Origin of the sequence: Collinsella sp. AM17-1 (assembly GCF_003470665.1) — a bacterium.
GTDB lineage: Bacteria > Actinomycetota > Coriobacteriia > Coriobacteriales > Coriobacteriaceae > Collinsella.
On the sequence record NZ_QRJZ01000002.1, the window covers coordinates 42,063 to 55,854 of the forward strand.

At 62.2% G+C, this 13,792-nt stretch carries 13 protein-coding genes; 12 read left to right on the forward strand and 1 reads right to left on the reverse strand.

What is annotated here, in order from left to right:
* The first annotated feature begins 9 nt into the window (after nt 1-9).
* The 12 genes from DW195_RS01505 to ffh all read left to right on the forward strand — a co-directional run bounded on the left by DW195_RS01505 (nt 10) and on the right by ffh (nt 12,837).
* Nucleotides 10-2,187, forward strand: coding sequence for an ATP-dependent DNA helicase RecG (locus tag DW195_RS01505; RefSeq protein ID WP_118205585.1), 2,178 nt, complete (start codon nt 10-12; stop codon nt 2,185-2,187).
* Complete coding sequence (gene rsmD / locus DW195_RS01510) at nt 2,184-2,840, forward strand: 16S rRNA (guanine(966)-N(2))-methyltransferase RsmD (RefSeq protein ID WP_118205587.1); 657 nt, start codon at nt 2,184-2,186, stop codon at nt 2,838-2,840. Before DW195_RS01505 ends, rsmD begins: the two co-directional genes overlap by 4 nt.
* A complete protein-coding gene (gene coaD / locus DW195_RS01515) occupies nt 2,833-3,330 on the forward strand; it encodes a pantetheine-phosphate adenylyltransferase (protein WP_118205589.1) in 498 nt (165 codons plus the stop codon). Before rsmD ends, coaD begins: the two co-directional genes overlap by 8 nt.
* A 68-nt stretch (nt 3,331-3,398) precedes the next feature.
* Nucleotides 3,399-3,896 carry an ATPase gene (locus tag DW195_RS01520; protein WP_040358176.1) on the forward strand — a complete coding sequence of 166 codons (498 nt, stop codon included), beginning with the start codon at nt 3,399-3,401 and terminating at the stop codon, nt 3,894-3,896.
* On the forward strand, nt 3,896-4,450 hold the full coding sequence (locus DW195_RS01525) for a DUF177 domain-containing protein (protein ID WP_118205591.1): 555 nt from the start codon (nt 3,896-3,898) through the stop codon (nt 4,448-4,450). Before DW195_RS01520 ends, DW195_RS01525 begins: the two co-directional genes overlap by 1 nt.
* A 64-nt stretch (nt 4,451-4,514) precedes the next feature.
* Nucleotides 4,515-4,694, forward strand: coding sequence for a 50S ribosomal protein L32 (gene rpmF, locus DW195_RS01530; protein ID WP_022094017.1), 180 nt, complete (start codon nt 4,515-4,517; stop codon nt 4,692-4,694).
* A gap of 87 nt (nt 4,695-4,781) precedes the next feature.
* A complete protein-coding gene (plsX, locus tag DW195_RS01535) occupies nt 4,782-5,801 on the forward strand; it encodes a phosphate acyltransferase PlsX (RefSeq protein ID WP_118205593.1) in 1,020 nt (339 codons plus the stop codon).
* A 114-nt stretch (nt 5,802-5,915) separates the two neighbouring features.
* A complete protein-coding gene (locus tag DW195_RS01540) occupies nt 5,916-6,158 on the forward strand; it encodes an acyl carrier protein (RefSeq protein ID WP_055309519.1) in 243 nt (80 codons plus the stop codon).
* Between the two features lie 3 nt (nt 6,159-6,161).
* Complete coding sequence (gene rnc, locus DW195_RS01545) at nt 6,162-6,887, forward strand: ribonuclease III (RefSeq protein WP_117716046.1); 726 nt, start codon at nt 6,162-6,164, stop codon at nt 6,885-6,887.
* A 10-nt stretch (nt 6,888-6,897) separates the two neighbouring features.
* Entirely contained in the window at nt 6,898-10,434 is a 3,537-nt protein-coding gene (gene smc / locus DW195_RS01550) for a chromosome segregation protein SMC (RefSeq protein WP_118205595.1), read from the forward strand.
* Nucleotides 10,434-11,351: a signal recognition particle-docking protein FtsY gene (ftsY, locus tag DW195_RS01555; protein ID WP_118205596.1), complete on the forward strand. Its 918-nt coding sequence runs from the start codon at nt 10,434-10,436 to the stop codon at nt 11,349-11,351. The genes smc and ftsY overlap by 1 nt, the downstream gene beginning before the upstream one ends.
* Nucleotides 11,352-11,361: 10 nt before the next feature.
* Nucleotides 11,362-12,837 (forward strand): signal recognition particle protein, encoded by a 1,476-nt coding sequence (gene ffh / locus DW195_RS01560; protein WP_118205597.1) that lies wholly within the window; start codon nt 11,362-11,364, stop codon nt 12,835-12,837.
* Between the two features lie 116 nt (nt 12,838-12,953).
* On the opposite strand, the gene DW195_RS01565 is transcribed toward ffh, so the two are convergent.
* Complete coding sequence (locus tag DW195_RS01565; protein WP_118205598.1) at nt 12,954-13,712, reverse strand: DUF134 domain-containing protein; 759 nt, start codon at nt 13,710-13,712, stop codon at nt 12,954-12,956.
* Nucleotides 13,713-13,792 lie beyond the last annotated feature (80 nt).

The window sequence follows — 13,792 nt, forward strand, 5'->3', positions numbered from 1 at the left end:
CAACTGCCTATGTCCGAACTGTGCTCCGTGCCGCGCGTCTCGGAGCGCTTTGCCCAGAGCAATGCGCTCGACGAGGATATCGCGCGACTCAAATATGTTTCGGGTAAACGTGAGGAGGCCCTTCGCCGTCTGGGAATTCGGACGGTGGGGGACCTCCTTCTCCATATCCCTCATCGATACCTGGACTTTACGCGCTCCTGGTCCATCGAGATGGCGCCCATCGGTACCGTGTGCACCATCATCGCCACGGTCGACCGTATCGTCCAAAAGCAGCCGCGTCCGCGCATGCAGGTGACCGAGGTCTCACTCGTTGATGAGACGGGCGTGCTGCAGGTCGCCTTTTTCCGCCAGCCCTGGATTGCCCAGCAGCTTAAGCAGGGCGACCGCCTGGCTGTGATGGGTAAGGTCGAGTTTGCCTACGGCTTTAAGCAGATGGCCTCGCCGCACTTTGAAAAGCTTGAGGAAGGGCGCGCCGCAGGCACTATTCTGCCGGTCCATTATGTGAGTGATGGCGTGAGCCAGGCGTGGATGCGCCGCATCGTAAGTGGCGCGCTCGAGGTCATCGGCAATCCCTTTGATCCCATTCCGGCACGCTTACGCGTTAAGCGTCGCCTGATGAGCAATGCCCGTGCGTTGCGATCGATCCACTTTCCCTCGAGCATGGCTGAACGCGATATCGCGCGCGCACGGCTTGCCTACGAGGAGTGCCTCTACCTGCAGTTGGCGCTGCGCCTGCGCAACGACGGCGGCCTGGTCGATGTGGTGCCCTACACCCACGCCGCGGGCGAGCACCTGGCCGCGCTCAAGCAGGCCCTGCCGTTTTCGCTGAGCGACGAGCAGGAGGCCGCGTTCCAAGATATCCTGCGCGATATGTGCGATGGCGGGCGCGTGATGAACCGCCTGCTGCTGGGCGATGTCGGTACCGGTAAGACCGCCGTTGCCGCCTGCGCGCTGGCTGTGGCTGCCGATAGCGGCACGCAGGCCTGTGTTATGGCGCCCACGGGCGTGCTGGCGCGCCAATATGCCGATAAGACCGGCCCTCTGCTCTCTCAGGCCGGCATGTCCTGGGCGCTTCTGACGGGTGCCACGCCGGCCGCAGAGCGCGAGCGCATCCATGCACAGCTGGAATCGGGCGAGCTTGACGTGCTCTTTGGCACCCATGCGGTGCTTTCGGATGACGTTGCGTTCAAGCATCTGTCGCTTGTCGTCATCGACGAGCAACACCGGTTTGGCGTCGGCCAACGCAACGCCCTACGCGCGAAGGGCCCCGGTGCCGATCTGCTCGTTATGACGGCAACGCCCATCCCGCGTACGCTGGCGCTTTCGGTCTACGGCGATCTGGACACGAGTATCATCCGCCATCGGCCCGTCCCTGGCGCTGGCGTGACGACACGCGTGCTCACCGAGTCGAGCCGCGACCTCGCCTATGGCGCCATCCGTGAGGCGCATGCAAAGGGCCAGCAGGCCTACGTGATTTGCCCACTTGTGGAGCCGAGTGATTCGGCCGATGAACTGGAAGACGTGCCCGGTATTGCCCGCGACGACGAGGGCCGCGTAACCGTCCCCGTGCCACTGCACGATACGGCAACCGAGCTCGACCGCCTGCGTCTGGCGTTGCCGGGTCTTGCCATCGAGCGCCTTCACGGCCGTATGCCAGCGGGGGAGAAGGATCGGGTCATCGATGCCTTCAAGCGTGGCGAGATCGACGTGCTCGTCTCGACTACGGTGGTCGAGGTGGGCGTCGACGTGCCTAACGCCACCGTTATGGTCATCGAGAACGGTGATCGCTTTGGCTTGGCGGCCTTGCACCAGCTGCGCGGTCGCGTGGGCCGCGGCAGCGTGTCGGGCACCTGCCTGGTTATGACGCACTCCAAGGGCAACGGCGGCGCATCGGCGGCGCAAGACCGTCTCCAGTCGCTCGAAAAAACTTCGGATGGTTTTACGCTTGCCCAGATGGACCTGCGTCTGCGTCACGAGGGCGAAATCCTAGGGTACCGCCAGCATGGCGGTGTGACCCTGCGCTTTGTGGACCTGGACGCCGATGAGGACCTTATCGAATGGGCCCATTTGGACGCGGTCGAGCTCTTGCGGTATGCTTGCAACCTTGACTCTGTGGCGACGCGTCCCTTGCGCGACGCGGTCGCCATGCGTTATCGACATATCTTTAAGGAGGTCAGCGGAGGATGAGAATCATCGGCGGCGAATGGCGCGGTCGTAAGATCGAGGAGCCCCGTGGTCGCGATGTCACCCGCCCCACGACTGATCGCGTGCGCGAGGCGTGCGCATCTATGGTCATGTCGGCATTCGACTTCGATTTGGACGAGGTTCGTGTGCTGGACGCCTTTGGCGGCTCCGGTGCCTTAGGGTTAGAGATGCTCTCTCGTGGGGCCCGCTCGCTCACGACGTTTGAGATCGATCGCAACGCCGCGCGGCTCATTACCAAGAATATCGAGTCGCTCTGCCGTGACCGTGCGCGTTGGCGCGTGGTCACGGGTGACATGCTGGCGAGTGCCTCGCGCGGTCGTGTACCGGGCGGCCCCTTTGATCTGGTCCTGCTCGACCCGCCCTATGCTTTTGGTGCCGAGCCGGTCGAGGAACTGCTGCAGAACCTGGCTCAGCAGGGTCTGCTTGCGTCTGGCGCTTACGCCCTGTTTGAGCATGCCGCCGCCGATGCGGGCGCGCATCCGGCAGGCTTTGAGACTGTACGTGAGAAGCGCTACGGCATCACCTCGGTCGATCTGCTTTGTTGGGTCGGCGATGACGATGGTGAGGGTGATAGCGCCGGCACCGATGCTGACAACAACGATGCCACGACGTTTCAGGAGGACGTCCATGAGTGACACCATTAACCGCGTCATTGTTCCGGGCACCTTCGATCCCATCACGTTTGGCCATATCGATGTGATCCGCCGCGCCCGTCGCATCTTTCCCAGCGTGATCGTCGCTGTTGCCGAGTCGCAGGGTAAAAACGGCGTGGGCACCACGTTTATGCTCGATGAGCGCGTGGCGCTGGCCCGCGAGGCGCTCGGTGATATCGACGGCGTCGAGGTCCTGCCCTTTACCGGCCTGCTGGTCGACTTCGCACGTGAGCAGGGGGCGGGGGCCGTGGTCAAGGGCCTGCGCGCCATGACCGACTTTGAGTACGAGCTGCAGCAGGCCGACCTCAACTATCGCTTGGATAACGAGCTGGAGTCCATTTTTGTCATGAGTGCGCCGCAGTACGGCTATATCTCGAGCTCGGTCGTTCGCCAGATTGCCTCGCTCGGCAGCGATGTATCGACGTTTGTCCCGTCCAACGTGGTCGAAGCGCTCAAACATCGCTTTTCGTGACGTTTCTTATTGCCTGGTGGCATGTGGTAAACTAGCACGATGATATGTTACCTATGAAAGGAGACCGGATGCCGGGCGAGAATTTTCCTGGCGATAGGATCGTCAGCTTGGTCGATGAGCTCGAAGGGCTGATCGAGGAAGCCAAGCCGCCTTTCGGCAAGAACGCTCAGTTCAAGGTCATCGACGCCGACGTGTTCTTCAACATCCTCGACGAGATCCGCATGAGCTATCCCGAGGAGTGGCAGAAGTCCCGCCGTATCCTTAAGGAGCGCGAGGAGCTTATGGCTTCCGCCGCCGCCCAGGCCGATTCCATTATCGCCGACGCTCAGCAGCAGGCCCTCACCATTGCCGGTGAGCAGGAGATCGTCCGCCTTGCGCAGCAGCAGGCCGACGACATCCGCGATCGTGCCCAGCAGTACGAGCGCGAGACGCGTTATGCTGCCGAGGACTACGCAGAGCAGGTCTTTACGCACCTGGAGGAGAACCTCAAGAGCCTGACCGGCACCGTTACCCGTTGCCGTCAGCAGCTCAACGAGGGTGCCGCCCAACAGAATGGTCAGTGGTAATGGCTGAGTTCCCGAGCGTTACCGCCGATCTTTCCGAGCAGCTCGAGTTTCCTGGAGATTCGTATCCGCTGACCGGTAAGGTCGATGTCGCCACCTACACGGTGGGCGAGAAGGAGTACCAGCTTCAGGACGGCATCGACTACGACGTTGTCTTTACCAATGCCGGTACCGGTGTCTTGCTCACGGGCATGGTCCGCGCGCACGCCACCGGCGAGTGCGACCGTTGCCTGGAGCCCGCCTCGTTTGATATCGCCGGCGAGATCGAGGAGTTCTACCTCTTTGAGGAACCCGAGGATCCCGAGGCCTACGAGGACGGCTACGAGCTCCTGGGTGAGGACCGTATCGTCGATCTGGGTGAGCCCATCAATGACGCGGTCGTTATGGACACGCCGTTTGTGGTGCTCTGCAAGCCCGATTGTCGCGGTCTGTGCCCCACTTGCGGTTGCAATCTCAACGTGGAGCAATGCGATTGTGCTGCCCAAGCCGAGGCCGAATGGGCCGAAGCCACGGAAAATCCATTTGCAGCATTGAAGAATCTCAAGCTTGATGAGTAAAACTGTGGTAGTATCGCTACTTGCGCGTAATCGCCACACTGGATAGTTCATAAGGAAGGTCACTATGCCCGTACCTAAACAAAAGCAGGGTCGTATCCGCACTCACACCCGTCGTTCCGCCAACATGAAGATCTCGGCTGCGGCTCAGTCCACGTGCCCCCGTTGCGGCGCTGTTAAGCTTCCGCACCACGTGTGCCCCAGCTGCGGTTTCTACAAGGACCGCGAGGTTATCGTTACCGAGTAACGGTATACTCTGGATGCGATGCCGTTCCAAATGGAACCACAATGGCCGGCTCAATGAGTCGGCCATTTTTGTATAAGGAGCATGTATATGAGTAACGTTCGCGTTTGTGTAGACGTTGTGGGCGGAGACGAGAAACCTCAGGTTGTTCTCGATGGTATCGAGGCTGCGCTTGCCGCCGATCCCGATATCGAGGTCTTGGCAGCTGGCCCCGCCGAAATCGTCAATCCCTTTGCAGCTTCCCATGCACGTGTTGAGGCCCTTGAGGCACCTGACGTTATCGCCATGGACGACGATCCCATTCGCGCCGTGATGACCAAGCGTAAGTCGTCGATCGTGCTTTCTTGCCGCGCCATTAAGAAGGGCAACGCGGATGCGTTCTTCTCCGCCGGCTCTACCGGTGCCATGACCGCCGCTGCGACCGCCTACGTCACACCGTTTCGATATATGGCCGAGGGCAAGAAGCAACCGGTACGTCCGTGCCTGACCAATGCGCTGCCCAATCGTGCCGGCGGTCTGACGGTGCTGTGCGATATGGGCGCCAACCCCGATGTCGAGGTCGATGACATGGTGCGTTTTGCCCAGATGGGTAGCGCCTATGCCCGCGTCGTCCTGGGCATCGAGCATCCCCGCGTGGGCCTGCTTGGTAACGGCACCGAGGACGAGAAGGGCTCCAACTTTACCAAGGCCTGCTTCCCGGCCATGAAAGCCGCCGTTCCCGGCTTTGTTGGTAACTGTGAGGGAACGGACATCACCTCCGGTAACTTCGATGTCGTCGTTGCCGATGGCATGTCGGGCAATATTGCGCTCAAGGCCACCGAGGGCGCTGCCAAGTTTTTGCTGCAGGAACTCAAGGGTGCCTTTATGTCTTCGCTTGGCACCAAGATCGCCGCGCTGCTCATTAAAAAGCAGATGCGCGAGATAAAGGCCAAGCTTTCGGGCGACGCCAAGGGTGGCGCGATTCTTTTGGGCCTGCGCGGCGTGGTCCTGATCGGCCATGGCGCCACATCGGTCGAGGCTGTTAAAAACGGTACGCTCGCGGCGGCCGAAGCCGTGCGCGCCGGGCTGGTCGAGAATGTCGCCAACTCCATGGACGGCATCGTTTTATAACAGCGGCGTTATGCGTCTCGGGGCGTGCGTCGTGGGGTAGAATCAGAACCATGTCTTGGTACCGCCCGGGCGGTACCATTCTTTTGGTATTCATGCACTATGAGAGGAAGCGCTATGGATCGCTCCGAAATCTTCGACAAGATCGCCGAGGTCGCTGCTGACGTTCTGGGCGTCGATGTTGCCGAAATTAGCGATGAGACCACCTTTGACGACCTCGATGCCAACTCGCTCGAGCGCCTGCAGCTGGTTACGGCTATCGAGGACGAGTTCAACCTTGAGATCGATGACGAGACCCTGCTCTCGCTCAACTCTGTCGCCGACGCCGTCGACGCTATCGAAAACGCCAGGGAGGCCTAGGTCTTGGCTTTGTCTGAACGACTTACGCGCGCCCAGGAAATCCTGGGCCACGAGTTCAATAATAAGGTGCTGCTGCGCGCGGCCCTTACGCATCCCTCGGCAGTCGAGGGCCAGCCGGTTTCTGCCAGCTATGAGCGCCTTGAGTTCTTGGGCGATTCCATTTTGGGCGCTGTGGTCGCACGCTCCCTGTTTGAGTCCTATCCGGAGTTTGACGAGGGCAAGCTCACGCGCCTGAAGGTGTCGCTTGTCTCGGGCGCTACGCTGTCCGAGGTTTCTCACGAGCTGGGCATCGACGACATCATCATCTTTGGTGCCTCCGAGACCGGTACCGGTGCGCGCGGCCTGCATTCGGCCCTCGAGAACGTCTATGAGTCGCTCGTGGGCGCGCTGTACCTGGATGCCGGCTGGGATGCCGCGGCAGAGTTCATTCACCGTACGCTTAAGCCGCATTTGGCTTCCGAGCGTGCCGAGCATCCTGCGAACCCCAAGTCGTTTTTGCAGGAGTGCGTGCAAGCCGACGGTCACGAACCCCCGGCGTACAAGCTCGTTGGCTCCGAGGGCCCGGCGCATGCGCCCACCTTTACCGCCGTGGTGTTGATCGATGGTATTCGTCAGGGACGCGGCTCCGGCTCCTCAAAGAAGGAAGCCGAGGGAGCCGCCGCGCTCGAAGCGCTCGACCGCATGGGTTACACCACCAACGGCGTGATTCTGAACAAGAAGCACGTGTAAGCGAGGAACCGTGTATCTCAAGTCCCTCACGCTCAAAGGGTTCAAGTCGTTTGCCGACCGCGCCCATATGACGTTTGAGCCGGGCCTGACCGTCATCGTCGGTCCCAACGGCTCGGGAAAATCGAACATCTCCGACTCGATTCTGTGGGTCCTGGGCGAGCAGAGCGCCAAGCAGCTGCGCGGCCAGGCCATGGAGGATGTCATCTTCTCGGGCTCGTCAGCGCGCAAGCCGGTGGGTGTCGCCGAGGTCACGTTGGTGCTCGATAACTCGGACCATATGCTGCCCGTCGATTTTGACGAGGTCGCCATCACCCGTCGCATGTATCGCTCGGGCGAAAGCGAGTACCTCATCAACTCGAGTCCGTGCCGCCTGATGGACATTCAGGACATCTTGCACGATTCGGGCCTGGGCAAGGATACGCATTCCATCATCAGCCAGGGCAAGCTCGATGCCATCTTGCAGAGCCGCCCCGAGGAGCGCCGTGCCCTCATCGAGGAGGCCGCCGGCATCTCCAAGCACAAGCGCCGCAAGGAGCGTGCGCTCAAAAAGATTAAGTCGATGGACGAGCACCTGACGCGTGCCCGCGACATCAATAAGGAAATCGCCCGTCAGCTGCGACCGTTGGAGCGTCAGGTCGATCGCGCGCGCAAGTACAAAGAGCTGTCCTCGCGCGCGAACGAGCTTACGCAGGTGCTAGCCGTCGACGAGCTGCGTTCGCTGCAGTCGCAGTGGAACGACCTGGAGAGCCGTTCCAAAGAAGGTGCCGCCGAGCTGGAGCTTGCGCAGTATCGCTTGGGCGAAAAGGAGCGCGAGCTCGAGAAGCTTCAGGTCATGCTCGAGGAAAAGGGCCTGTTTGTGGGCGACCTGGGCGAGCAGCGCCGTCATATGCAAGATGTGGTCGGCCGCATTAACTCCGACATGCGCCTGCTCGAGGAAAAGGGCCACAACATGGTGTCGCGCCTGTCCGACATGCGCGGGCAGATTTCGAGCTCCGAGCATCAGCGTCGTCGCGTGGTCGAGGAGCTCGAGGACGCGCGCGCCCAGCTTGAGGAAGTGACCGGCGCGCACATGCAGGCCCAGGAGGACGTTGACGCCGCCGGTCCTGCCGCTGCTGAGCTCCACGAGCGTCGCGTTGCGCTCGACAATCAGATTTCGCAGCTCACGCGCGAGCAACGCGATGCCCAGCGCGTGGCCGATAATGCCGCGCTCGAGCTCGCCAAGGTGAAGGATTCCTTGAGCAATGCCGAGGTCGAGGACAACATGTATGCCTCGCGCCTGGAGCAGATTGACGAGCAGCTCGAGGAGGTCACGGCCTCGCTCGAGAGCCGTCGCGACCGCGCCGAGGAGCTTGAGGGCGCTCTTGAGGAAGCGCGCCAGGCTCAGGTCGATGGGCGTGAGGCCACCGAGGCGGCACGCGCGGCCCTGAAGGACCTGCGTGCCCGCGAGAGTGAAGCGCGTAACAAGCTCTCCGAGGTGCGCTCGGAGCTTGCCAGCCAAAAGAAACTCGATGCCCGCATGGCCGACAGCTCGCCGCTGGCGAGCCGTCTGGTGGGTGCGCTGGGCGATGATGTCTCGGGTCGTCTGGGCGACGTGCTCGAGGCCCCGCGCGAGCTTGAGGGCTTGGTTGAGCAATTGCTCGCCGGCGATATCGATGCACTGCTGTTCGACGATACGTCCGCGCTTGAGCGTGCCGGTCGTGCGGCTCTGGACCAAAAGAAGGCCTCGGGCGAGGCACTGCTGGTGGCGCGCGGCGTGAGCGGCTCTACCGCCGCTGAGGGCGCTGCCGGTACCCGCCTGGTTGATCGTCTGTCCGTGCGGGCAGGCTACGGACCCGTCGTCGAGGCGTTGCTCGGCGGATATTACGTAGTGGACGATCTTGCTGCCGCGCTGTCGGCGCCGGTCGTTGACGGCGTGACTTACGTGACCCCCGACGGCGCCCGCGTCGCCTGCGGCGGCCTGGTGCGCGTGGGCCTCGATGCCGGCGAGGCGTCGGGTGCCTTGGAGCGCAAGCGCCGCATTCGTGAGCTGGAAGGCCTGGAGCCCGATCTTGCTGCCGTGTTTGAGCATGTCTCTGATCAGGTCGTCGAGGCCAACGCTGCCGTTGAGGAAGCGCGTGCCGCCGAGGGCGATGCCGCCGGTGAGATTGCCCGCCTTGAGGGCGAGCGCCGCTCGCTGCTTTCCGAGATCGGCCGTCTGGAGCAAAGCGCCAACAATGCCGAGGTCGAGCGCGTGCGCATCTCCAAGCGCCGAGAGCAGGCCTCCGAGGCCGTTCGCGCTGCGCGCCCGCGTGTTGACGAGCTTACCCGTTCGCGTGACGAGGCCCGTGCGCAGGCAAGCGATCTGGGCTTGCAGATTGCCGAGGCCAACGACGAACTCGACCGCGTTCGCCGTGACGATTCCGAGGCTGCCGGCAAGCTCGCCGACGCCAAGGTTCGCCTAGCCCAGACGAGCGAACGCCTGCGTTCGCTGAAGGGCCGCGTGCCCGACCTGGAGCATCGTCTTGAGGGCATCGACCGTCGTATCCGCGGAACACGCCAGGCCTCGCGCTCACTCGAGCTGCTGCGTCTGCGCGTCGACCCCATGCACGAGCGCTATTCGGCCCTGCTGGAGCGCGCGTCGGATTGGGCCGCGCGCCTGCGTGATCAGGCTTCACTCGAGGAGGCGGACTCGGCCTCGCTCAAGAAGACCATCGAGGATGCCAAGGCAGAGGTTGCCCGCGCTAAGGAGCGAGTCGATACCGCCTCCGCCACGCAAAACGAGTTCAAGGTCGCGCGTGGCAAGCTCGAGGTGCAGGTCGAGGCTGCCATCAAGGCCATTACCGCCGATGGCACGACGGTGCTCGAGGAAGCGCTCATGCTTCCGGCGCCCACGGACCGCGATGCCGCCGAGCGCGAACTCAACCAGCTTGTGCGCCAGATCAACAACCTTGGTCCCGTTAACCAAGTTGCCATGGAGGAGTACGAGCAGCTCAAGCGCCGCGCCGACTACATCGAGGAGCAGCTGGCCGATCTGGAGAGCGCGCGCAAGGCGCTGACCAAGATCACCGTGGCTATCGACCGTAAGATGCGTAAGGCCTTCCTGGTGACGTTTGAGAAGGTCGATGCGAACTTCCGCGAGATCTTCGCCATGCTCTTCCCGGGAGGCCAGGCTCATCTGGAGATGACCGACCCCGAGCATCCGGCCGAGACGGGAATCGAGGTCGTGGCACAGCCGCGCGGCAAGCGCATCACCAAGATGATGCTCATGTCGGGCGGCGAGAAGAGCCTGACGGCGCTCGCCTTGCTCTTTGCCGTGTACCGCACGCGCACGGTGCCGTTCTATGTGCTGGACGAGGTCGAGGCGGCGCTCGACGACGCCAACTTGTCCAAGCTCATCGGCGCCCTTGATGTACTGCGTTCCGATACGCAGCTCTTGGTCATTTCACATCAGCGCCGTACTATGGAGGACGCTGACGTTCTCTACGGCGTCTCGATGCAAGCCGACGGCGTCAGTCGCGTCGTCTCGCAAAAACTCGATCGCGAAACCGGAAAGGTCGTGAATGCATAATGGGATTCTTTGACGCTCTCTCGCGCGGACTTGAGCGCAGCCGCGAGGCCCTCAACGAGGTCTTTTACTTTGGCGGCGAGGTCGATGAGGACTTTTGGGAGGACCTTGAGGACACGCTCGTCATGGGTGACATGGGGGCCGAGGTCGCGATCCAGGTTTCTGATGACCTGCGCGACGCCGCGGCCAAGAAGAACCTCAAGACCGCCCCGCAGCTCCGTCGTGCCCTAGCCGAGCAGCTCGAGCAGCACTTTGTGCCCATCGAGCGCGATCCGTTCGCCGATACGCCGAGCTGCGTGCTGTTTGTGGGCATCAACGGCGCCGGCAAGACCACGACGGTCGGCAAGATTGCGAGTGCCATGGCCGCCCGCGGCAAGAACGTCGTGATCGGTTCTGCCGATACCTTCCGCGCTGCCGCCATTGAGCAGCTCGATGTGTGGGGCCAGCGCGCCGGCGTTCCCGTCATCAAGCGCGACCGCGGCTCCGACCCGGCAAGCGTGTGCTATGACGTGCTCGACGAGGCCGACAAGCGCGGCAGCGACCTGGTGCTTATCGATACCGCCGGCCGTCTGCACACGAGCCCCGAGCTCATGCGCGAGCTTGCCAAGGTGGTCAACGTGACGCGTAAGCGCGCCGCCAATATGGCCGCCGGTCCCATGCCCGTCTATGTCGTGCTCGTGATCGATGCCGCCACCGGCCAGAACGGTCTGAACCAGGCGCTCGAGTTTAACGAGGCGCTGGGCCTGGACGGTATTATCATGACAAAGCTCGACGGCACGGCAAAGGGCGGTATCGCCATGGCCGTGGCCGAGAAGCTCAAGCTTCCCATCCTGCGCATCGGTGTGGGAGAGCAGGTCGATGACCTGCAGGAGTTTAATGCCAAAGATTTCTGCCGCGCCCTGGTGGGCGAGTCCAACTAAGGAGTGACTAGTGTTTGATTCTCTGAGCGATCGCCTCAACGACACATTTGACCGCCTGCGCGGCAAGGGTAAGCTGACCGAGGCCGATATCACCTCGGCCATGCGCGACATTCGCATGGCGCTGCTCGAGGCCGACGTCAACTTCAAGGTCGTTAAGGAGTTTGTCGCTAAGACCAAGGAGCGCTGCACGACCGCCGAGGTCATGGAGTCGCTGTCGCCAGCACAAAACGTCGTCAAGATCGTGCTCGACGAGCTCACCGAGATGCTCGGCTCCACAGAGAGCAAGCTCGTCTTTAGTAACCGCATTCCCAATGTCATCATGCTCGTGGGCCTGCAGGGCTCCGGTAAGACCACGGCTGCCGTAAAGCTGGCCTACCTGCTCAAGAAGCAGGGCCGCTCGCCGCTGCTCGCCGCGTGCGACGTCTATCGTCCCGCCGCTGCCGACCAGCTGGCCACGCTTGGTGGCGAGATCGGCGTGCCGGTCTTCCGCGGTGACGGCGCGCACCCGGTCGACATCGCCAAGGGCGCCATCCAGGAGGCCGTCGACCACCTGCGCGACGTGGTCATCGTCGATACCGCCGGTCGTCTTCAGATCGACGAGCAGATGATGCAGGAGGCCGTCGACATCAAGAAGGCCGTCAAGCCCGACCAGGTGCTGATGGTCGTCGATGCCATGACCGGCCAGGATATCGTCAATGTGGTCTCGACGTTTGCCGAGCGCACCGACTTTGATGGCGTGATTATCTCCAAGCTCGACGGCGACGCCCGTGGCGGTGGCGCACTTTCGGTGCGTCAGGTGACCGGCAAGCCCATCAAGTTTGTGAGTATGGGCGAGAAACCCGATTCGCTGGAGCCGTTCTACCCCGATCGCATGGCCAAGCGAATCTTGGGCATGGGCGATGTCGTCGGCATTATCGAGAAGGCCCAGGAGGCAGCCGATGCAGAGCAGCTTGAGGCTGCCGAGCGTATGCTGCGCGAGGGCTTCACCATGAACGATATGCTCGACCAGATGAAAGCCGTCAAAAAGATGGGCGGCATGAAGGGTATCCTGGGCATGCTCCCCGGTGGTCAGCGTGCACTCAACCAGATGGGCGGCAGCCTGGACGAGGGCATCTTCGATAAGAACGAGGCCATCATCATGTCGATGACCAAGGAGGAGCGCCTGCGTCCCTCCATCATCAACGGTCAGCGTCGCGCGCGTATTGCCAAGGGCGCCGGCGTAACCCCCACCGAGGTCAACAGCCTTATGAAGCAGTGGGGCGAGATGAATAAGATGATGGGCCGCATGCGCACGATGGCCAATCAGGCACAGGCTGGTGGCAAGAAGGGCAAAAAGGGTAAGAAGGGCAAAAAGATGCGCATGCCCAATATTCCCGGTCTGGATGCCATGGGCTTGGGCGGCATGGGCGGCCTGGGAACGGGTGGTCCTAAGTCCGATATGGACCTGCTGCGCCAGATGGAAGCGCAGATGCGTAATAAGAAGTAACGACTGGTTGAGTCGTGTATGGCGAAGGCCGCCTGGAATACGATCCAGGCGGCCTTCGCCGTTTGTTCGCAGTTTGTTGCATGTGCGGAGGCGTGTTGACGTTGAGATGCTTGCCGCTAGTGGCAGTCGCAGCCTTCGTGCCCGTTATGGTCGTGATGGCCGTGGCAGCCGCAGGACTCGCCATGGTCATGGGTGTGCTCGTAGCCATGGCAGTCGCAGGTGGCCTCGCCGGTCTGCGCGAGCGTGCCGGCAATGAGGGCCTCGACGCAAGCGTCGCAGCTGCCCTGGGCACCTGCGTATACCGTGATGCCGGCTTGAGCAAGCGCGTTGATGGCGCCACCGCCGATGCCGCCACAGATGAGCGTGTCCACGCCGCCGTTGGCGAGCAGGCCCGCCAGGGCGCCGTGACCGGTGCCGCCGGTGCCCACGACCTGCTCGTTGAGCACTTTGCCGTCCTGAATGTCGTAGATCTTGAACTGCTCGCTGCGGCCAAAGTGCATAAAGATGTTGCCGTTGTCGTACGTGGTTGCCACCCTCATGGTGTCGACCTCCTTTGCTGGCCATGCGGCCGTTGTCGTGGTGATGGGGGAGTACGCGATGTTGCCGCCTTCGATGATAATCGCCCGTCCATTGACCAACGCGTTTGCCACCTTGCGATGTGCGCGGCTGCAGATTGCCGTCACCGTGGCGCGGGCAATGCCCATGTGCTGGGCGACTGCCTCTTGGTTAAGGCCTTCCAAGTCGCACAGGCGCAGCACTTCGAGCTCGTCGACTGTCATTTCGATGGCATCGCCGCTCGCCAGGCCATCGGGGGTAAAACCGCGATATTCGGGGATGATCCCGACGCGGCGCAGTTTCTCGCGTCTTCCTGCCATGTGCACTCCTTATCTGACATATGTCAACAATAGAATAGCGAACGTTCAGATTTGCGCAATGAATTTCTGGCATATGTCAG